Below are 18,293 nucleotides of genomic sequence, written 5' to 3' on the forward strand. Positions count from 1 at the left end.
ATTTTAAAAGGTGATGTGCACTGTTTTACCTTAGCCAGTTCGTTTTCGCCAGTTCGATCACTTCATCGCCGCGGCCGCTAATAATGGCGCGTAGCATGTACAGGCTAAAGCCTTTCGCTTGTTCCAGTTTGATCTGCGGCGGGATCGCCAGCTCTTCTTTTGCCACGACCACGTCAACCAGTACCGGGCCGTCAATGGAAAACGCGCGCTGTAGCGCACCGTCCACGTCTGCGGCTTTTTCCACGCGAATACCGGTAATGCCGCAGGCTTCGGCGATACGCGCGAAATTGGTGTCGTGCAGTTCGGTACCGTCGGTAAGGTAGCCGCCGGCTTTCATTTCCATCGCCACAAAGCCCAGCACGCTGTTATTAAAGACGACGATTTTTATCGGCAGCTTCATCTGTACCACCGAGAGAAAATCGCCCATCAGCATACTGAAGCCGCCATCACCGCACATCGCGATAACCTGACGACCCGGCGCGGTAGCCTGAGCGCCGAGCGCCTGCGGCATAGCGTTGGCCATTGACCCGTGGTTAAACGAGCCCAGCAGGCGGCGCTTGCCGTTCATTTTTAGATAGCGGGCCGCCCAGACGGTCGGCGTGCCGACATCGCAGGTAAAAATAGCGTCGTCAGCGGCGAAATGACTAATTTGTTGCGCCAGATATTGTGGGTGGATGGCTTTATCGCTGAGTTTGGCTAAGTCATCAAGTCCCTTACGGGCGTCCCGATAGTGCTCCAGAGCTTTATCGAGGAATTTACGATTGCTTTTTTCTTCCACCAGCGGCAGCAGGGCGCGAAGCGTGGCTTTAATATCGCCCACTAGCGCCATGTCGACTTTGCTGTGCGCGCCAATACTGCCCGGGTTGATGTCAATCTGAATGATTTTGGCATCGCTCGGATAAAAGGCGCGATAGGGGAACTGGGTGCCGAGCAGGATCAGCGTATCGGCGTTCATCATGGTGTGGAAGCCAGAAGAGAAGCCAATCAGGCCGGTCATTCCCACATCATAAGGGTTATCGTACTCAACGTGCTCTTTGCCGCGCAGGGCATGAACGATTGGCGCTTTTAGTTTTGCCGCCAACGCGACCAACTCCTCATGCGCGCCCGCGCAGCCGCTACCGCACATCAATGCGATATTGCTGGAGTAGCGCAGCAGTTGCGCCAGTTTTTTCAGCTCTTCCTCCGCCGGCGTGACGACGGGGAGCGGGGCATGGTACCAATGGGTGACGGCGTTTTCAGGCGCGGGTTTCAGCGCCACGTCACCCGGCAGTACGACCACGGAGACGCCGCGATTTAACACCGCTTTGCGCATAGCGATGGCGAGTACCTGCGGGATCTGCTCCGGGCTGGAAACCAACTCGCAATAGTGGCTGCATTCACGGAACAACTCCTGCGGGTGGGTCTCCTGGAAATAACCGCTGCCGATTTCACTGGACGGAATATGGGCGGCGATCGCCAGAACAGGGACGTGGTTACGGTGGCAATCAAACAGGCCATTGATCAGGTGCAGGTTGCCCGGTCCACATGAACCGGCGCACACTGCCAGCTCGCCGGTAAGCTGCGCTTGTGCGCCGGCGGCGAAAGCGGCGACCTCTTCGTGGCGGGTTGGCATCCATTCAATGGTTCCCATACGATTAAGACTATCGCTCAGGCCGTTCAGGGAGTCGCCAGTGACGCCCCAGATTTGTTTTACGCCAGCCTGTTCCAGCGTTTTGGCGATAAAAGCAGCAACGGTTTGTTTCATGGTTCTCCATCTCCTTAAATGTGATAACGGTTACAAGTTTAGTTGAAGATGACGATGACGTTTTTCTTTGGCGGAGAGAGGGGCGAAAGGATGAAGCGAGTGGTAAATCGCCCGGTGGCGCTGACGCTTACCGGGCCTACGATGGAACGTTTACCGATTATGCGAGAACAAGATCGCCCTGCGGATGGCAGGAGCAGGCCAGTACGTAACCTTCGGCAATCTCCGCCTCGCTCAGCGTCATGGTGCTACTCACCGTATAGTCGCCGGAAACGACTTTGGTTTTACAGCAGCCGCAAACACCTGCCCGACAGGCAGCGGCAACCGGTACTTTATTACTCTCCAGCGCCTCCAACAGCGTCGTACCGATCGGGGCATAAAATTCCTGCGCTGGCTGTAGCTTGGTGAATTTCAGGCCGCTGGTTGCCGTTTCCGCCACCGGCGTGAAGAACTTCTCTTTAAAGAAGCGCGTTACGCCAAGCGCTTTCACTCCCTGTTCGACGAAATCCATATAGGGCGCCGGGCCGCAGGTCATCACGGTGCGCGATGCCAAATCCGGTACGCTCTGTAACAATTCCGTGGTCAGACGGCCCGCGATAAAACCTTCCGTGGCATGATTTTCCGCCACTAGCGTGACCGGATACTGTCGCCACTCGTCGGCAAAAATCACATCATCCGGCGAACGGACGTTAAAGATGACCTGCACGTCGGCCTGCGGGCGGTATTTCGCCAGCCAGCGACGCATCGACATGATTGGCGTTACGCCACAACCGGCGGCGAGCAGCAGAAACTTATCTTCTGTTTTATCGTCACAGGTAAAATCGCCCATTGCATCAGACAGCCAGATGTAATCGCCGCGCTTGATGTCATGGGTCAACCACTGCGAACCCGTGCCATCGTCAATCCGACGAACGGTCAGCGTAATATATTCACTGACGCCCGGCGTAGACGAAAGGGTGTAGGCGCGCAGCGTTTCCGCTGAATTGCGCACGCTCACCAGCGCATACTGCCCGGCGCGGTAAGGGTAGTAGTCATGGCATAATAGCGCAATTGTCCATACATCCGGCGTCTCCTGACGGATGTGATGCACCTGCATTCGCCAGGGACACTGTGAGGTTGGCATCGTCATCATTGACCTCCTTACGCGCTCAGCAATTGCTTCATGTCTTCTTCAACGGTGGTCACGGAACGCAGACCGAACTTCTCGTTGAGGATAGCCAGCAGATCCGGCGTGAAGAAGCCCGGCGCGGTCGGCCCGGTGACAATATTTTTCACGCCTAATGACAGCAGCGTCAGCAGAATCACGATCGCTTTCTGCTCAAACCAGGAGAGCACCAGCGATAGCGGCAGATCGTTGACGCCGCAGCCCAGTTTTTCCGCCAGCGTCACCGCCAGGATAATTGCGGAGTAAGCATCGTTACACTGACCGGCATCGACCAGACGCGGCAGCCCTTCGATGTCGCCGAACTCCAGTTTGTTGAAACGGTATTTACCGCACGCCAGGGTCAGGATCAGGCAGTCATCCGGCACGCTGGTGGCGAAATCGGTAAAGTAGTTACGCTCGCCGCGCGCGCCGTCACAGCCGCCGACTAGGAAGATGTGACGCAGTTTTTCACGGCTGACCAGATCGATGAGCGTATCGGCAGCGCCGAGCAGGGTCTGACGGCCAAAACCGACGGTGATGATATGCGGAATTTCGCTATACGGGAAGCCCGCCATTTGCTGCGCCTGGGCAATGACCGGCCCGAAGTCATCGCCTTCAAGATGGCTAACGCCCGGCCAGCCGACGATGCTACGGGTCCAGATACGGTCGTCATAGCTGCCCACGGTCGGGTCGATAATGCAGTTAGAAGTCATCACGATTGGGCCAGGGAAGCGGGCGAATTCGACCTGCTGATTCTGCCAGCCGCTGCCGTAGTTACCGACCAGATGCTTGAATTTACGCAGTTCCGGATAGCCGTGTGCGGGCAGCATTTCACCGTGAGTGTAGACGTTAACGCCGGTGCCTTCGGTCTGCTCCAGCAGGTTGTAGAGATCTTTCAGATCGTGACCGGAGATCAGAATGCACTTGCCTTCAGTCGCTTTGACGTTGACCTGAGTCGGCGTAGGGTGACCGTATTTGGTGGTTTCACCGGCGTCCAGAATGCTCATCACTTTGAAGTTCATCTGGCCGATTTCCATTGCGCACTCCAGCAGCGCGTTCATGTCAGCAGGCCAGGTGCCCAGCCAGGCCATGATTTTGTGGTACTGCGCGTAAATGTCGTTGTCGTATTGACCGAGAACGTGCGCGTGCTCCATATACGCCGCCGCGCCTTTCAGACCGTACAGGCACAGCAGACGCAGGCCGAGGATGTTCTCGCCAATGGCGGCTTTGTCTTTATTCGGGGTAAATTCCGCCGCCTGACGTTGCAGGTCGCCCAGATCGTCGCTGACCAGTTGCAGATCGGCCATCGGATTGTCGCAATGCGCATTGGCATCCACGCTCAGGCACTGCGCTTTCAACGCTTCACGCAAGGCAATCGCTTCACGGGCGTAGCCGACGATACGCGGAGAGTCGAAGTTAACGTTGGTCAGCGTGGAGAAAAACGCGCGCGGCGCAAAGTTATCAACGTCGTGATTAATGATGCCATATTCACGGGCCTTCACCGCCCAGGCAGACAAACCTTGCAAAGCCGCAATCAGCAGATCCTGCAGATCGGACGTTTCAGCTGTTTTACCGCACATTCCCTGCGCGTAGGAGCAGCCGTTTCCGGCTGGTGTACGGATGGTTTGTTCACATTGCACACAAAACATGGTCACACCTTTTAAAGTTATATTTAATATACATGTTTAAGGTTATGCCTGTGAACAAAGGGATAAAAGGGATTTCTGCCATAATGTGCAGGGAGATTGATTTAGCGCAATTTTGGCGGCAGATGCCTACCGCCAAAGAGGTATCAGGCCGAGAAGAACGCCATTAAGAGGGGGACCAGCAGGCTGAGGATAAAGCCATGTACGATAGCCGCCGGAACAATCTCTACGCCGCCGGAGCGCTGTAATACCGGCAACGTAAAGTCCATTGAAGTCGCTCCGCACAGGCCCAACGCCGTTGAACGGCTGCGGCGAACCAGACCGGGAATAAGCATAATGGCTAAGAGCTCGCGGGCCAGATCGTTAAAAAATGCCGCGCTGCCGATAACCGGTCCAAACGACTCCGTCAGCAAAATACCGGAAAGAGAGTACCAGCCGAAACCTGACGCCATCGCCAGGGCGGTTTTTAGCGGTAAGTCCAGGATAAACGCATTAATCACGCCGCCCAGTAATGAGCTTGCCACGACAACGACCGCGACCATCATTCCCCGGCGGTTAAGCACAATTTGCTTTAAGGTCATGCCGCTATTTCGTAGCTGAATCCCCACCAGGAACAATAAAAAGATCAGCGTATATTCACTGGCTTCGGTGGCGTGCTGTAAAACAGAGAGTCCGCTCAGGCCGATGACAAACCCCAATACCACTACGCCGCACAGTTGCAGCGACTCCAGCGCCATGGCAATACGTGAAGGCAGTTTTTCCTGCTGATGATGGTGACGCCACGGGAGGATACGTTCCAGCCACAATAAGGCGGCGATATTACACAATAAAATAATCGTAATACTGACGGCGGAATAATGAAAAATCGCCACCAGATTACTGGCGAGGTTATCCAAAAACGCCAGGCTTATTCCCATAAAAAAGAGAATAAGGTACACGATCCAGCTCAGTAGCCGGTTAATAAGTTGTAATGCGGCTTTATGTCGCAGTGGAATGAGATAGCCCACAATCAGTGGAACCAGAATGATTAAAAGTCCTGAAAACATGAACAGCCGGGCCCTTTTTTATTGTTTGAATAGCGTACATGACACTACCGAATTCCAGACTATCAGTAAAGCGACACCGTCAGCCGTACATTTATCAGACATTTGCCCCAGGCAAAGGGGGGGAATATCACGCCAGGCGGACGCATTTGCCGTTATACTGCGGTGAATTTTATGGAGTGATGACGTTTTTCTGGAGGAAGCATGATTCTCGAACGCGTTGAAATAGTAGGATTTCGCGGTATCAACCGACTGTCGTTGATGCTGGAGCAAAACAACGTGCTGATTGGGGAAAACGCCTGGGGCAAATCCAGCCTGCTGGATGCGCTGACTCTGTTATTGTCGCCAGAACTCGATCTCTACCATTTTGTCCGTGAGGATTTCTGGTTTCCGCCTGGCGACATAAAAGGACGCGAGCATCACCTGCATATTATTCTGACTTTTCGCGAAACGCAGCCAGGGCGGCATCGGGTACGTCGTTATAGAGCGCTGGAAGCATGCTGGTCGCTTTGCGAGGATGATTTTCACCGTATTTTTTATCGGCTAGAGGGCGAATGCGGCGCCGATGGCAGCGTGATGACGCTGCGCAGTTTTCTCAATAGCGATGGGCAGCCATTACTGGTGGAAAATATTAACGATCAGGTGCGCCACCTGGTTCGTCTGATGCCAGTGCTACGTTTGCGCGATGCGCGCTTTATGCGACGTATTCGCAACGGTACGGTGCCCAATGTGCCGGATGTTGAAGTCACGGCCCGACAGCTGGATTTTCTGGCGCGTGAGCTGGCGACCCGGCCGCAAAATTTAACCGACGGGCAGATTCGTCAGGGACTGTCCGCGATGGTGCAACTGCTTGAACACTATTTCTCAGAGCAGGGCGCAGGACAGGCGCGTCACCGACTCATGCGCCGGCGTTCGCAAAATGAGCAGCGTAGCTGGCGCTATCTGGATATTATTAATCGGATGATCGACAAACCGGGCAGCCGGTCGCATCGGGTGATCCTGCTGGGGCTTTTCTCCACGCTGTTACAGGCGAAAGGGACGCTGCGGTTACATAAAGACGCACGACCATTACTGCTGGTGGAAGATCCGGAAACCCGTTTACATCCCATTATGCTTTCAGTCGCCTGGCAATTGCTCAATCTGTTACCGCTACAGCGGATAGCGACAACCAACTCAGGCGAACTGCTTTCGCTAACGCCGGTGGAACATGTCGTACGGCTGGTGCGCGAATCTTCCCGCGTCGCCGCCTGGCGTCTGGGCCCGGGCGGGTTAAGCGCGGAAGATGGACGGCGCATCGCCTTTCATATCCGCTTTAATCGCGCGTCGTCGCTGTTTGCGCGTTGCTGGCTACTGGTGGAAGGCGAGACGGAAACCTGGGTTATTAATGAGCTGGCGCGTCAGTGTGGACATCATTTTGATGCGGAGGGCATTAAAGTCATTGAGTTTGCTCAGTCTGGCCTGAAACCGCTGGTGAAGTTCGCCCGCCGTATGGGAATCGAGTGGCATGTCCTGGTGGATGGCGACGAAGCGGGGAAAAAATATGCCGCGACGGTCCGCAGTCTGCTTAATAACGATCGGGAAGAAGAACGCGAACATCTCACGGCGTTGCCTGCGCTGGATATGGAACATTTTATGTATCGTCAGGGCTTTGCCGATGTTTTTCACCGGGTTGCGCAACTTCCGCCTAATGTGCCGATGAATACCCGGAAAATTATCACTAAAGCTATCCACCGCTCGTCAAAGCCGGATTTGGCGATTGAAGTCGCGATGGAAGCCGGGCGGCGCGGAATTGACGCCGTGCCGCCGCTGTTCAGAAAGATGTTCTCGCGCGTGGTTTGGCTGGCGCGGGGCCGGGCGGATTAGCGTTTGAATGTGGCCGGAACCTGTTCGACGACGCTATCGAGTAATGCATAGCGGCGGCGATACTCGGCCCGTTTTTTACTGGCGATCTCCGCTTCGCTTTTTCGGGCGATCGCCAGCGGCAGCGTATAGTAATTCCCTTTAATTCTTTCACCGCCTAACGATTCCCAAAACGCGTCATAGTCGGCATGCATTTGCGTCTTTTTATCCATGTATCGCCAGCTACGATAAACGTGCGCATCGTTACTCACGGCTATAATCTTTTCTGCCTGAAAGACTTGCGCAAACTGACAGAGAGCCTCCATCACGATGCGTTTGGGAAAAAGACCATGGCAGGCTTTGGTCGCCTGCTGGATAATTTCGTGAGGGACGTCGTTTGCCGCGCCCTGTAATCCGCCGATAAATAGTGTGCGTTGTTGGTTAAAGCGACACAGGGTAAATGTGATCTCTGCCAGAATACGTAACTGTGCGTCGCGAACAACAATAGTGCTTTCACCTTCTTTATCCAGTGAGACCAGACTGACTAAATCAAGTTGAAACAACTCGCCGGTTTTAGTTTCAAATTTAGCAAGATTCAGGCCATACTGACTTAAATAGCTAACTTGTTGTTCCCGCGATAAAAGTTGGCGCATCTGTTGATAATGAAAACACAGCGCATCTAAGGCGAAATCGCGTTTAATATTTACAGCCATATAAGGACGATGTAGCCGAATAGGCAAACGCGGCTGACGAGCAAGTAACGTATTTAACTCCGGCCATTGGGTGAGATTGGTCAGTAATTGGCTGGTCGCACGCGGCATGACTAATGAGCGGATTAAAAACTTGCGACGAAAGCTGGCTTTACGCCAGAATTTTCCTGGCTGTAATTGCCCGCGCGTCAGACGAATAAATAATTGTAAAGGAGAGATGTAATCTGAAGTGTACCAGGTATTATCTGTAAGCTGTGTCATGATCGTAATCCGCGACATAAGATTGTCGAGATTGAACCACAGGAAACATTAACCAATCGTCAATACAGCCGGCGCTATCTTTATTGCGTCAGGTTTGTTTAGATACGGTTTACTTTCTGGTTAAAATTTTGCCGTCAGGGTTTCTATGCGTGCTAAGGGAAAGAAATTTAAAAAGCGTTATCTGGTCATTATTTTAATTCTTTTAGTGGGGGGGATGGCTGGCTGGCGAATGATAAATGCCCCGCTGCCAACTTATCAGACATTAATCGTGCGGCCAGGCGATCTTGAACAGAGTGTACTGGCGACTGGAAAACTGGACGCGTTGCGTAAAGTGGATGTCGGCGCGCAGGTGAGCGGCCAGTTGAAAACGCTGCTGGTCTCCATTGGCGATAACGTTAAAAAAGATCAGCTACTCGGCGTGATTGACCCAGATCAGGCGGAGAACCAGATAAAAGAGGTCGAGGCCACCCTGATGGAGCTGAACGCGGAGCGTCAGCAGGCAGCCGCTGAGTTAAAGCTGGCGCGGGTTACGCTGGCGCGCCAGCAGCAGTTAGCTAAGACTCAGGCGGTATCGCAACAGGATCTGGATACCGCGGCGACGGAGATGGCGGTTAAACAGGCGCGTATTGGCACCATAGATGCCCAGATCAAACGTAATCGGGCCTCGTTGGACACCGCGAAAACCAACCTGGAATATACCCGTATTGTCGCCCCCATGGCGGGGGAAGTGACGCAAATCACTACCCTGCAAGGACAAACGGTGATTGCAGCTCAGCAGGCGCCCAATATTCTGACGCTGGCGGATATGAGCACCATGCTGGTAAAAGCGCAGGTCTCGGAAGCGGACGTGATCCATCTTCGGGCGGGGCAGAAAGCATGGTTCACCATTGCAGGCGATCCGCAAACGCGCTATGAAGGCGTTTTAAAAGATATTCTGCCGACGCCGGAAAAGATCAACGACGCTATTTTTTATTACGCCCGGTTTGAAGTGCCGAATCCCAAAAGAATCTTGCGTCTTGATATGACCGCACAGGTTTATATTCAACTCATGGATGTCAAAAATGTGCTGATTATTCCTCTCGCCGCGCTTGGCGAACCGGTGGGCGGCAATCGTTATAAAGTGGCGCTGTTGCGTAACGGCGAAAAACGTGAGCGCGAAGTGGTCATTGGCGAGCGTAACGATACAGACGTGGAAGTGGTTAAAGGTCTGGAAGCGGGCGATGAGGTGATCATCGGCGAAAGCAGGCCAGGAGCGACGCCATGACGGCATTGCTTGAACTGTGCAATGTGAGTCGTAGCTACCCCTCCGGAGAAGAGCAGGTGGCGGTGTTGAAAGATATCTCCCTGCAAATCCACGCCGGGGAGATGGTGGCGATCGTCGGCGTTTCCGGTTCTGGAAAATCAACGCTGATGAATATCCTCGGGTGCCTGGATAAACCGACCAGCGGCACTTATCGGGTGGCGGGGCGGGACGTCTCGACGCTGGACCCGGACGCGCTGGCGCAGCTGCGGCGTGAGCATTTTGGCTTTATCTTTCAGCGCTACCATCTGTTGTCGCATTTAACGGCAGCGCAAAATGTTGAAATCCCCGCCGTCTACGCCGGCATTGAACGCAAAAAACGCCAGGCGCGCGCCAGAGAGTTGCTTTTGCGGCTGGGATTAAGCGATCGCGTCGATTACCCGCCTTCACAGCTTTCTGGCGGACAGCAGCAGCGTGTCAGTATTGCCCGCGCTCTGATGAACGGCGGACAGGTGATTCTGGCAGATGAGCCGACCGGCGCGCTGGATAGCCATTCCGGCGAAGAGGTGATGGCGATTTTGCGCCAACTGCGCGATCGCGGACATACGGTGATCATTGTGACGCACGATCCGCTGATTGCCGCCCAGGCGGAGCGGATTATTGAAATTCACGATGGCAAGATTGTCCATAATCCGCCCGCGCAGGAAAAGAAACGCGAACAGGGCGTTGACGCTGCCGTAGTTAATACGGCTCCCGGCTGGCGGCAATTTGCCAGCAGCTTTCGCGAAGCGCTGTCAATGGCGTGGTTAGCGATGGCCGCTAACAAAATGCGTACTTTACTGACCATGCTGGGAATTATTATCGGTATTGCGTCGGTGGTGTCGATTGTGGTGGTCGGCGACGCCGCAAAACAGATGGTACTGGCGGATATCCGCGCTATGGGCACTAACACGATTGATATTCATCCAGGCAAAGATTTTGGCGACGACAACCCGCAGTATCGACAGGCGCTGAAATATGACGATCTGGTGGCTATTCAGAAACAGCCGTGGGTTAACTCTGCGACGCCCAGCGTTTCAAAGAGCTTACGTCTTCGCTATGGCAATATTGATATTGCCGTAAATGCTAATGGCGTCAGTGGCGATTATTTTAACGTTTACGGCATGTCCTTTAGGGAGGGGAACACCTTCAATGCTGTACAGCAACAGGATCGCGCGCAGGTGGTGGTGCTGGATGCCAACACGCGACGCCAGCTATTTCCAAATAAAGCGAATGTCGTAGGGGAAGTGGTGCTGGCGGGTAATATGCCGGTTATTGTTATTGGCGTGGCGGAAGAGAAACCGTCCATGTACGGCAATAGCAATCTGTTGCAAGTTTGGTTGCCCTATAGCACGATGTCAGATCGCATAATGGGTCAGTCATGGCTTAACTCGATCACCGTTCGTGTGAAAGATGGCGTTGATAGCGATCAGGCTGAACAGCAGCTTACTCGCCTGCTCACCTTACGCCACGGTAAAAAAGACTTCTTCACCTGGAATATGGACAGCGTCCTGAAAACGGCTGAAAAAACCACCTATACTCTTCAGTTATTTCTGACGCTGGTGGCTGTCATTTCGCTGGTTGTCGGCGGCATCGGCGTTATGAATATTATGCTGGTTTCCGTCACCGAGCGAACGCGTGAAATCGGCATCCGTATGGCGGTAGGCGCGCGCGCCAGCGATGTGCTACAGCAGTTTCTTATTGAAGCGGTGCTGGTTTGCCTGGTTGGTGGAGCGCTGGGGATTAGCTTGTCGATGTTCATCGCATTTATGCTACAGCTTTTCCTGCCCGGCTGGGAGATCGGTTTTTCACTGACTGCGCTGGCGAGCGCGTTTTTATGTTCGACGTTTACCGGGATACTGTTTGGCTGGCTACCGGCGAGAAACGCGGCGCGACTGGACCCGGTGGATGCGCTGGCAAGGGAGTAATCTTGCTGACGTCATTTGTCGGCCTGATAAGATGCAACAGTGTCGCCACCAGGCACTGGCGTTAAATAAAAATGCCAGCCGATCGGGCTGGCATTTTGCCTCCTGGATGTACACAATGAGACAGAGGAGCTATGCAACGGCCTCTGCTTCGATGGGCACGATGACGCTGGCGTGATTGCCTTTTGGCCCCTGGTGGACATCAAACCGGACAGACTGTCCGGCTTTAAGCGTTCTGTAACCATCCATTTGAATGGTGGAATAATGGGCGAAAATATCCTCGCCGCCGCCTTCAGGGCAGATGAAACCAAACCCTTTGGCATTGTTGAACCACTTTACAGTACCCGTTTCCATGCTTCGACATCCTTCGTAAATCTTATATAAGTAAGATGGAATGAACCGGTGACGGAGTGGGGGCTGTTCAAAACCTCACCAACTCTCGACATTACAATTTAGAGAAATCAGGCGAGGCGTCAAGCATCAGGCAGGGGGGATCGGGTAAAAATGAATCAAAAATTTGAAGCAGTTAACGCTATTGCCGGGAATGTGACAGATGTCGCGGATGGTACTGATAGATGTTAGTTATCTATCAATTGAGGTAGATTGATTGTGTGCATAGACTCTGGTCAGCGGCAGATTTTCCTGCCGACAACTGTAACCGATAATGACGACTGACAATGGGTAAGACGAACGATTGGCTGGATTTTGACCAGTTGGTGGAAGATAGCGTGCGCGACGCGCTAAAACCGCCATCTATGTATAAAGTGATATTAGTCAATGATGACTACACTCCGATGGAGTTTGTTATTGACGTGTTACAAAAATTCTTTTCTTATGATGTAGAACGTGCAACGCAATTGATGCTTGCAGTTCACTATCAAGGCAAAGCCATCTGCGGCGTGTTTACCGCCGAGGTGGCGGAAACCAAAGTGGCGATGGTGAACAAGTATGCAAGGGAGAACGAGCATCCGTTGCTGTGTACGCTGGAAAAAGCCTGAATGCAGGTATAAAAATTGGGGGAGGTGCCTATGCTCAATCAAGAACTGGAACTCAGTTTAAACATGGCTTTCGCCAGAGCGCGCGAGCACCGTCATGAGTTTATGACCGTCGAGCATCTGTTGCTGGCGCTGCTCAGCAACCCATCGGCTCGCGAAGCGCTGGAAGCATGCTCCGTGGATCTGGTGGCGCTCCGTCAGGAACTCGAAGCCTTCATTGAACAAACCACACCCGTACTGCCTGCCAGTGAAGAAGAGCGTGATACGCAGCCGACGTTAAGTTTCCAGCGTGTCCTGCAACGTGCCGTCTTCCACGTTCAGTCTTCCGGGCGTAGTGAAGTGACTGGCGCGAATGTGCTGGTGGCTATCTTTAGCGAACAGGAATCACAGGCGGCTTATCTGCTGCGCAAGCATGAAGTGAGCCGTCTGGATATCGTGAACTTTATTTCTCACGGGACGCGAAAAGACGAACCGAGCCAATCTTCCGATCTCGGCAATCAGCCAACTGGCGACGAACAAGCTGGCGGGGAGGAACGTATGGAAAACTTCACGACGAATCTTAACCAACTTGCTCGCGTGGGCGGCATCGATCCGCTGATTGGTCGTGAAAAAGAACTGGAACGCGCGATCCAGGTCTTGTGTCGTCGCCGTAAAAATAACCCGTTGCTGGTAGGGGAATCCGGCGTCGGCAAAACGGCGATTGCCGAAGGGCTGGCCTGGCGTATCGTGCAGGGCGATGTGCCGGAAGTGATGGCCGATTGCACCATTTACTCGCTGGATATCGGTTCGCTGCTGGCGGGCACCAAATACCGCGGCGATTTTGAAAAACGGTTTAAGGCGTTGCTGAAACAGCTTGAGCAGGATACCAACAGCATCCTGTTTATCGATGAAATCCATACCATTATCGGCGCTGGCGCGGCGTCGGGCGGACAGGTGGATGCGGCAAATCTGATTAAACCGCTGCTTTCCAGCGGTAAGATCCGGGTGATCGGCTCAACGACCTATCAGGAATTCAGCAATATTTTTGAGAAAGACCGGGCATTAGCGCGCCGTTTCCAGAAAATTGATATTACCGAGCCTTCGGTGGAAGAGACGGTGCAAATTATCAACGGCTTGAAACCTAAGTACGAAGCGCACCACGACGTGCGTTATACCGCGAAAGCGGTGCGTGCGGCGGTCGAGCTGGCGGTAAAATATATCAATGACCGCCATCTGCCGGATAAAGCCATTGACGTGATTGACGAAGCGGGCGCTCGGGCGCGTCTGATGCCGGTGAGCAAACGTAAGAAAACGGTCAACGTGGCGGATATTGAGTCCGTAGTGGCGCGAATTGCGCGAATTCCTGAAAAGAGCGTCTCGCAGAGCGATCGCGATACGCTGAAGAACCTGGGCGATCGTCTGAAAATGCTGGTCTTCGGCCAGGATAACGCGATTGAGGCGCTGACCGAAGCTATTAAGATGAGTCGTGCGGGTCTGGGCCATGAGCATAAACCTGTCGGCTCATTCTTGTTCGCCGGGCCAACTGGCGTAGGGAAAACTGAAGTTACGGTACAGCTTTCAAAAGCGCTGGGTATTGAGCTGTTGCGCTTCGATATGTCTGAATATATGGAGCGTCATACGGTGAGCCGTTTGATCGGCGCACCTCCGGGATACGTCGGTTTCGACCAGGGCGGGCTGCTGACGGATGCGGTGATTAAGCATCCTCATGCGGTGCTGTTGCTGGATGAGATCGAAAAAGCGCACCCGGATGTCTTTAACCTGCTGCTGCAGGTGATGGATAACGGTACGCTGACCGATAACAACGGCCGCAAGGCGGATTTCCGCAACGTGGTGCTGGTGATGACCACCAACGCTGGCGTGCGAGAAACCGAACGTAAATCTATTGGTCTTATTCATCAGGACAACAGTACCGATGCGATGGGCGAGATCAAGAAAGTGTTTACGCCGGAGTTCCGTAACCGTCTCGACAACATTATTTGGTTCGATCATCTGTCTGGCGAGGTGATTCATCAGGTTGTCGATAAGTTTATCGTCGAGTTGCAGGCTCAGTTGGATCAGAAAGGCGTCTCTCTGGAAGTCAGTCAGGAAGCGCGCGACTGGCTGGCGGAAAAGGGCTATGACCGGGCGATGGGCGCACGACCAATGGCGCGTGTGATTCAGGATAACCTGAAAAAACCGCTGGCCAATGAGTTGTTGTTTGGATCGCTGGTTGACGGCGGACAGGTCACCGTCGCGCTGGATAAAGAGAAAAATGCGTTGACGTATGACTTCCAGAGTGCGCAAAAGCACAAGCCGGAAGCCGCGCACTAATCTTCGTTTCACTGTCGTACAAACCGGGCCTTAGCGCCCGGTTTTTTTGTCTATGGAAAACCCCCAGCTAGGCTGGGGGTTCCGGAAAGCTTTCAGCTTTAAGCCAGTTATTAAAACCCCTTTTGATTTGTTAAAACATCTTGCGGTCTGGCAACTGCAAAAGTTCAACAAGAAATCAAAAGGGGGTCCCAATGGGGGACGAAAAGAGCTTAGCGCACACCCGATGGAACTGTAAATATCACATAGTTTTCGCGCCCAAATACCGAAGACAAGCGTTCTATGGAGAGAAGCGTAGGGCAGTAGGCAGCATATTAAGAAAATTGTGTGAATGGAAAAACGTACGAATTCTGGAAGCAGAATGTTGTGCAGATCATATTCACATGCTTCTGGAGATCCCGCCGAAGATGAGTGTGTCGAGTTTCATGGGATATCTGAAGGGTAAAAGTAGTCTGATGCTTTACGAGCAGTTTGGGGATCTAAAATTCAAATACAGGAACAGGGAGTTCTGGTGCAGAGGGTACTATGTCGATACGGTGGGTAAGAACACGGCGAAGATACAGGACTACATAAAGCACCAGCTTGAAGAGGATAAAATGGGTGAGCAATTATCGATCCCGTATCCGGGCAGCCCGTTTACGGGCCGTAAGTAACGAAGTTTGATGCAAATGTCAGATCGTATGCGCCTGTTAGGGCGCGGCTGGTAAGAGAGCCTTATAGGCGCATCTGAAAAACCTCCGGCTATGCCGGAGGATATTTATTTACGCCGGATAATAGTTAGCCTGATAGCGTTGTGCTCGCGGTAGGCGGATAAGGCGCTTGTAAATTGCGTCATCATCCGGTAATCGACGGGTCAAATGCGAAAAAAAGTCCGTACTTTCGTACGAACTCTTTCTTGAATATGGCGGTGAGGGGGGATTGACTCGCTGCGCTCGCCCTTCGGGCAGTCTCCTCGCAGGCTCGTCGTTTGTCCAACTGGCTGCGCCGCTACTCAGCCCATCCCTGGGCCTCGCCCCTTCGGGGCCAGAGCAAGCTCTGTTCAAAAACGCTCCCGGCGTTTTTGTGTCGAACCCCGGTCGGGTGTTCTCATCCCCCCTGTAGGGTGGCTTTATTGACTAGTCCTGATATAGGTTGACAGTTTTTTGTCTGTAAAACGCCTGATGAACATCATCGGGCGTTTTGTATTTCAGGGCCAGGTGTGGCCGTTCATGGTTATAAATTGCCACGGACTCTTTTACTATTTCCCGCGCTTGCTCCAGGTCTGCAGGACGCGAGAGTAAAAACTCATTTTTCAGTATCCCGTTTATTCTCTCAGCCAGCGCATTCTGGTAGCAGTCGTAACCATCGGTCATTGAACAGGTTATTCCGTTTCGCTCATGAACTGACTGATAAAGTACCGAACAGTATTGCAGTCCTCTGTCAGAGTGATGTACCAGCGGACCTGTCGTTTTTCTCCGCCTCAGAGCCTGCCTGAACGCCTTTACCACATTTTCTGTCTGCAGGTTTTCCCCGACATGGTAACCCACGATTTTTCTGGAGCAGGCATCGGTGACCAGACTCAGACAGGCCGTGCCGCTGCGTAGTGGAAGGTAAGTAATATCGGCGACCCAGACCTGCTCTGGCTCAAGGGCGGTAACCTGTTCAGGGCCGGGTTTCAGCAGATTAGGATGCCGGTAAAAGCGATGATGGCTGTTGGTGGTTTTGTGATATGCCCGTTTCACGGGTACCAGGAGCCGGTATTCACCCAGCAGATTAAACAGACGGTCCCGTCCGATATTCAGCGTTTTATCGGCCTGCATGTTCAGCAGATAGTGCAGTTTACGCGTACCGATTCGCGGCTGGCGGCACCGGGTACGGGCAACAAAATCAAGAACCTGAGCATGATGCTCCTGCCGTTTATTACATCTTGTATTGTACTGGTACCACGCCTGTCTGCTGTGCCCCAGGAACTGACATGCACGCGTAACTGTTATTTTGGGGGCCTGACTTTGCGTGAGGACTTGCCGGGCCGCTTTTTTACAACACTTACCCCGTAATCATTTTTCAGGACGTTGATAACGGACTCAAAAAACTCAGCTTTCTGGTTTGCCAGCTCAAGCTGTTCTTCAAGTTCCCTGATTCTTTGCTCGGGTGTCAGCGGGATAGTTGTCTGAGCCACAGGCAGTTTCCTCTTCACCAGGTCAGGAAGTCCGGGTCTCCAGTCAAGCCGGCCATATTTACGCAGCCAGACAAGTACGGTGGAGCGCCCCTGAATGCCATATCGCTGCTGGGCCTGTTTATAGGTCATCTCGCCTTTTTCGACCTGCTCAACGACGGCTATTTTAAAGGATAGAGGATAATCGCGTTGGGTGCGTTTGAACTCAGTCATCATCACGTTCTCCGGATTTAAGTCTGGAACGTGTCAACGCTATTCAGGACGGGTCATATGTGAAAAAAAAGCCCGTACTTTCGTACGAGCTCTTTCTTGAATATGGCGGTGAGGGGGGGATTCGAACCCCCGATACGTTGCCGTATACACACTTTCCAGGCGTGCTCCTTCAGCCACTCGGACACCTCACCATATTGTATTGCTGCCTGACCACTTGGGGGGCAACGGGGCGCTACTATAGGGAGTTGCGCTAAAACGGTCAAGCAGAATTTACATATTCACTGTCGTTTGCTCATGCAATAGACATAATCCCCGCCCAAACTGGCGCGGGGAGGCAAATTAACGCTGTGAATCCAACATTTCGTTGTTTTTCACCACATCCTGCGCTTTGCTGTAGCTTTCTATCAGCAGTTGATAGGCCGGGAATACCTGAGTATAAACGTCGGCCCACGCGGCGGCGTCTTCACGGTTCCAGGTGCCTTGCAGCTCAGAGGCGACTGCGGCAGTATCCATCGGTACGACGCCAGCCTGTACGATACGCGCCAGGGTGATCTCCTGCGCCATCTTACTGTAGGTACCGGATGCGTCGATCACGGCAAATACCTTATAACCTTCCGCTACCGCGCTAATGGCCGGGAATGCCATGCACACGCTGGTAATCGTCCCGGCAATGATCAGCGTCTTACGACCCGTCGCTTTTACCGCCTTAACGAAATCTTCGTTATCCCAGGCGTTAATTTCACCTTTGCGCGCAATGTACTGCGCATGTGGCGCATTAGCGTGGATCTCCGGGATCAGAGGGCCGTTCGGACCTTGCGGTACGGATGCCGTGGTAATGACCGGCATTTTCGCTAACGTCGCCATCTTCGCCAACGCCGCGGCGCGAGCGCGTAATTCCGGCATTGGCATATCGCCTACGGTCTGGAAAAGACCGCTTTGATGATCGATTAAAAGCATCACGGAATCGTTAACATCAATTACCGGGCGCAAACCATTAAAATTAGCAGGACTTGACATCGTATTCTCCTTCATGTT

15 protein-coding genes, 1 tRNA gene and 15 other annotated features are annotated in these 18,293 nt (G+C 53.1%); of the genes, 6 read left to right on the forward strand and 10 right to left on the reverse strand.

Annotated elements, in window-relative coordinates; genetic code table 11:
- Positions 1-25: 25 nt before the first annotated feature.
- The 4 genes from poxB to ybjE form a co-directional block, all read right to left on the reverse strand.
- Positions 26-1,760 (reverse strand): pyruvate dehydrogenase/oxidase FAD and thiamine PPi cofactors, cytoplasmic in absence of cofactors gene (gene poxB, locus STM0935; RefSeq protein ID NP_459912.1). Within the gene, positions 26-1,744 belong to an annotated coding region; the region does not span the whole gene.
- Positions 1,755-1,760 (reverse strand) — a ribosome-binding site (putative RBS for poxB; RegulonDB:STMS1H001226). It overlaps the preceding gene by 6 nt.
- A gap of 141 nt (positions 1,761-1,901) precedes the next feature.
- The gene (gene hcr, locus STM0936; RefSeq protein NP_459913.1) for an NADH oxidoreductase for hcp gene product occupies positions 1,902-2,883 on the reverse strand. Within the gene, positions 1,902-2,873 belong to an annotated coding region; the region does not span the whole gene.
- Positions 2,878-2,883, reverse strand: a ribosome-binding site (putative RBS for hcr; RegulonDB:STMS1H001227). Its footprint overlaps the gene before it by 6 nt.
- Positions 2,882-4,545 (reverse strand): hybrid cluster protein gene (gene hcp / locus STM0937; RefSeq protein NP_459914.1). Within the gene, positions 2,882-4,534 belong to an annotated coding region; the region does not span the whole gene. The genes hcr and hcp overlap by 2 nt, the downstream gene beginning before the upstream one ends.
- Positions 4,540-4,545 (reverse strand) — a ribosome-binding site (putative RBS for hcp; RegulonDB:STMS1H001228). It overlaps the preceding gene by 6 nt.
- Positions 4,546-4,677: 132 nt before the next feature.
- Positions 4,678-5,593, reverse strand: a protein-coding gene (gene ybjE, locus STM0938) for a putative inner membrane protein (RefSeq protein ID NP_459915.1). Within the gene, positions 4,678-5,577 belong to an annotated coding region; the region does not span the whole gene.
- Positions 5,588-5,593, reverse strand: a ribosome-binding site (putative RBS for ybjE; RegulonDB:STMS1H001229). (Overlaps the previous gene by 6 nt.)
- Before the next feature lie 177 nt (positions 5,594-5,770).
- Positions 5,771-5,776, forward strand: a ribosome-binding site (putative RBS for ybjD; RegulonDB:STMS1H001230).
- Here ybjE and ybjD point away from each other — a divergent pair.
- The gene (gene ybjD / locus STM0939) for a homology with RecF protein (protein NP_459916.2) occupies positions 5,771-7,437 on the forward strand. Within the gene, positions 5,779-7,437 belong to an annotated coding region; the region does not span the whole gene. (Overlaps the previous feature by 6 nt.)
- Here ybjD and ybjX read toward each other — a convergent pair.
- A complete protein-coding gene (gene ybjX, locus STM0940) occupies positions 7,434-8,402 on the reverse strand; it encodes a homolog of virK (RefSeq protein NP_459917.1) in 969 nt (322 codons plus the stop codon). The two genes, ybjD and ybjX, sit on opposite strands and share 4 nt — an antisense overlap.
- A 117-nt stretch (positions 8,403-8,519) precedes the next feature.
- Positions 8,520-8,525, forward strand: a ribosome-binding site (putative RBS for ybjY; RegulonDB:STMS1H001231).
- Between ybjX and ybjY the strand changes: the two genes are divergently transcribed.
- Both ybjY and ybjZ read left to right on the forward strand, forming a co-directional pair.
- Positions 8,520-9,648 (forward strand): hypothetical protein gene (gene ybjY / locus STM0941; RefSeq protein ID NP_459918.1). Within the gene, positions 8,530-9,648 belong to an annotated coding region; the region does not span the whole gene. Its footprint overlaps the feature before it by 6 nt.
- Positions 9,632-9,637 (forward strand) — a ribosome-binding site (putative RBS for ybjZ; RegulonDB:STMS1H001232). (Overlaps the previous gene by 6 nt.)
- Positions 9,632-11,591, forward strand: a protein-coding gene (gene ybjZ, locus STM0942) for a putative ABC superfamily (atp&memb) transport protein (RefSeq protein ID NP_459919.1). Within the gene, positions 9,645-11,591 belong to an annotated coding region; the region does not span the whole gene. Before ybjY ends, ybjZ begins: the two co-directional genes overlap by 17 nt.
- 129 nt (positions 11,592-11,720) lie before the next feature.
- Here ybjZ and cspD read toward each other — a convergent pair.
- The gene (gene cspD, locus STM0943) for a CspA-like protein but not cold shock induced (protein ID NP_459920.1) occupies positions 11,721-11,956 on the reverse strand. Within the gene, positions 11,721-11,942 belong to an annotated coding region; the region does not span the whole gene.
- Positions 11,951-11,956 (reverse strand) — a ribosome-binding site (putative RBS for cspD; RegulonDB:STMS1H001233). It overlaps the preceding gene by 6 nt.
- Positions 11,957-12,265: 309 nt before the next feature.
- On the opposite strand from cspD, the gene yljA reads away from it, so the two are divergent.
- The 3 genes from yljA (at position 12,266) to tnpA_1 (ending at position 15,543) form a co-directional block, all read left to right on the forward strand.
- Complete coding sequence (gene yljA, locus STM0944; RefSeq protein ID NP_459921.1) at positions 12,266-12,586, forward strand: putative cytoplasmic protein; 321 nt, start codon at positions 12,266-12,268, stop codon at positions 12,584-12,586.
- Positions 12,571-12,579: a -35 signal (putative -35_signal for clpA; RegulonDB:STMLTH004708), on the forward strand. It overlaps the preceding gene by 9 nt.
- Positions 12,571-14,893, forward strand: a protein-coding gene (clpA, locus tag STM0945) for an ATP-binding subunit of serine protease (protein NP_459922.1). Within the gene, positions 12,617-14,893 belong to an annotated coding region; the region does not span the whole gene. Before yljA ends, clpA begins: the two co-directional genes overlap by 16 nt.
- Positions 12,595-12,603, forward strand: a -10 signal (putative -10_signal for clpA; RegulonDB:STMLTH004708). (Overlaps the previous gene by 9 nt.)
- Positions 12,608-12,613, forward strand: a ribosome-binding site (putative RBS for clpA; RegulonDB:STMS1H001234).
- A 48-nt stretch (positions 14,894-14,941) precedes the next feature.
- Positions 14,942-15,650 (forward strand) — a mobile genetic element.
- Positions 15,079-15,084, forward strand: a ribosome-binding site (putative RBS for tnpA_1; RegulonDB:STMS1H001235). Its footprint overlaps the feature before it by 6 nt.
- Positions 15,079-15,543, forward strand: a protein-coding gene (gene tnpA_1 / locus STM0946) for an IS200 transposase (RefSeq protein ID NP_459923.1). Within the gene, positions 15,085-15,543 belong to an annotated coding region; the region does not span the whole gene. Its footprint lies within the feature at positions 14,942-15,650 and overlaps the feature before it by 6 nt.
- 355 nt (positions 15,651-16,005) lie before the next feature.
- On the opposite strand, the gene STM0947 is transcribed toward tnpA_1, so the two are convergent.
- From STM0947 to STM0950, 4 genes are all read right to left on the reverse strand, one after another.
- Positions 16,006-16,689, reverse strand: a complete 684-nt coding sequence (locus STM0947) for a putative integrase protein (RefSeq protein NP_459924.1) — start codon at positions 16,687-16,689, stop codon at positions 16,006-16,008.
- Positions 16,690-16,859: 170 nt separating this feature from the next.
- Positions 16,860-17,268, reverse strand: a protein-coding gene (locus STM0948) for a putative cytoplasmic protein (protein ID NP_459925.1). Within the gene, positions 16,860-17,261 belong to an annotated coding region; the region does not span the whole gene.
- Positions 17,263-17,268 (reverse strand) — a ribosome-binding site (putative RBS for STM0948; RegulonDB:STMS1H001236). It overlaps the preceding gene by 6 nt.
- 91 nt (positions 17,269-17,359) lie before the next feature.
- Positions 17,360-17,444 (reverse strand) — tRNA-Ser (gene serW / locus STM0949).
- 153 nt (positions 17,445-17,597) lie between these two features.
- The gene (locus STM0950) for a homolog of slsA in STM (protein NP_459926.1) occupies positions 17,598-18,282 on the reverse strand. Within the gene, positions 17,598-18,275 belong to an annotated coding region; the region does not span the whole gene.
- Positions 18,277-18,282: a ribosome-binding site (putative RBS for STM0950; RegulonDB:STMS1H001238), on the reverse strand. It overlaps the preceding gene by 6 nt.
- Positions 18,283-18,293: the final 11 nt, after the last annotated feature.

Source organism: Salmonella enterica subsp. enterica serovar Typhimurium str. LT2 (assembly GCF_000006945.2).
Classification (GTDB): domain Bacteria; phylum Pseudomonadota; class Gammaproteobacteria; order Enterobacterales; family Enterobacteriaceae; genus Salmonella; species Salmonella enterica.

What these genes read in the sequence shown, in the direction of transcription:
- cspD (NP_459920.1), bottom strand. Translation starts at nt 11,942, where the DNA reads ATGGAAACGGGTACTGTAAAGTGGTTCAACAATGCCAAAGGGTTTGGT.
- ybjZ (NP_459919.1), top strand. Translation starts at nt 9,645, where the DNA reads ATGACGGCATTGCTTGAACTGTGCAATGTGAGTCGTAGCTACCCCTCC.
- poxB (NP_459912.1), bottom strand. Translation starts at nt 1,744, where the DNA reads ATGAAACAAACCGTTGCTGCTTTTATCGCCAAAACGCTGGAACAGGCT.
- hcr (NP_459913.1), bottom strand. Translation starts at nt 2,873, where the DNA reads ATGATGACGATGCCAACCTCACAGTGTCCCTGGCGAATGCAGGTGCAT.
- clpA (NP_459922.1), top strand. Translation starts at nt 12,617, where the DNA reads ATGCTCAATCAAGAACTGGAACTCAGTTTAAACATGGCTTTCGCCAGA.
- ybjX (NP_459917.1), bottom strand. Translation starts at nt 8,402, where the DNA reads ATGTCGCGGATTACGATCATGACACAGCTTACAGATAATACCTGGTAC.
- ybjD (NP_459916.2), top strand. Translation starts at nt 5,779, where the DNA reads ATGATTCTCGAACGCGTTGAAATAGTAGGATTTCGCGGTATCAACCGA.
- STM0947 (NP_459924.1), bottom strand. Translation starts at nt 16,689, where the DNA reads ATGCAGGCCGATAAAACGCTGAATATCGGACGGGACCGTCTGTTTAAT.
- hcp (NP_459914.1), bottom strand. Translation starts at nt 4,534, where the DNA reads ATGTTTTGTGTGCAATGTGAACAAACCATCCGTACACCAGCCGGAAAC.
- STM0948 (NP_459925.1), bottom strand. Translation starts at nt 17,261, where the DNA reads ATGATGACTGAGTTCAAACGCACCCAACGCGATTATCCTCTATCCTTT.
- ybjE (NP_459915.1), bottom strand. Translation starts at nt 5,577, where the DNA reads ATGTTTTCAGGACTTTTAATCATTCTGGTTCCACTGATTGTGGGCTAT.
- yljA (NP_459921.1), top strand. Translation starts at nt 12,266, where the DNA reads ATGGGTAAGACGAACGATTGGCTGGATTTTGACCAGTTGGTGGAAGAT.
- STM0950 (NP_459926.1), bottom strand. Translation starts at nt 18,275, where the DNA reads ATGTCAAGTCCTGCTAATTTTAATGGTTTGCGCCCGGTAATTGATGTT.
- ybjY (NP_459918.1), top strand. Translation starts at nt 8,530, where the DNA reads ATGCGTGCTAAGGGAAAGAAATTTAAAAAGCGTTATCTGGTCATTATT.
- tnpA_1 (NP_459923.1), top strand. Translation starts at nt 15,085, where the DNA reads ATGGGGGACGAAAAGAGCTTAGCGCACACCCGATGGAACTGTAAATAT.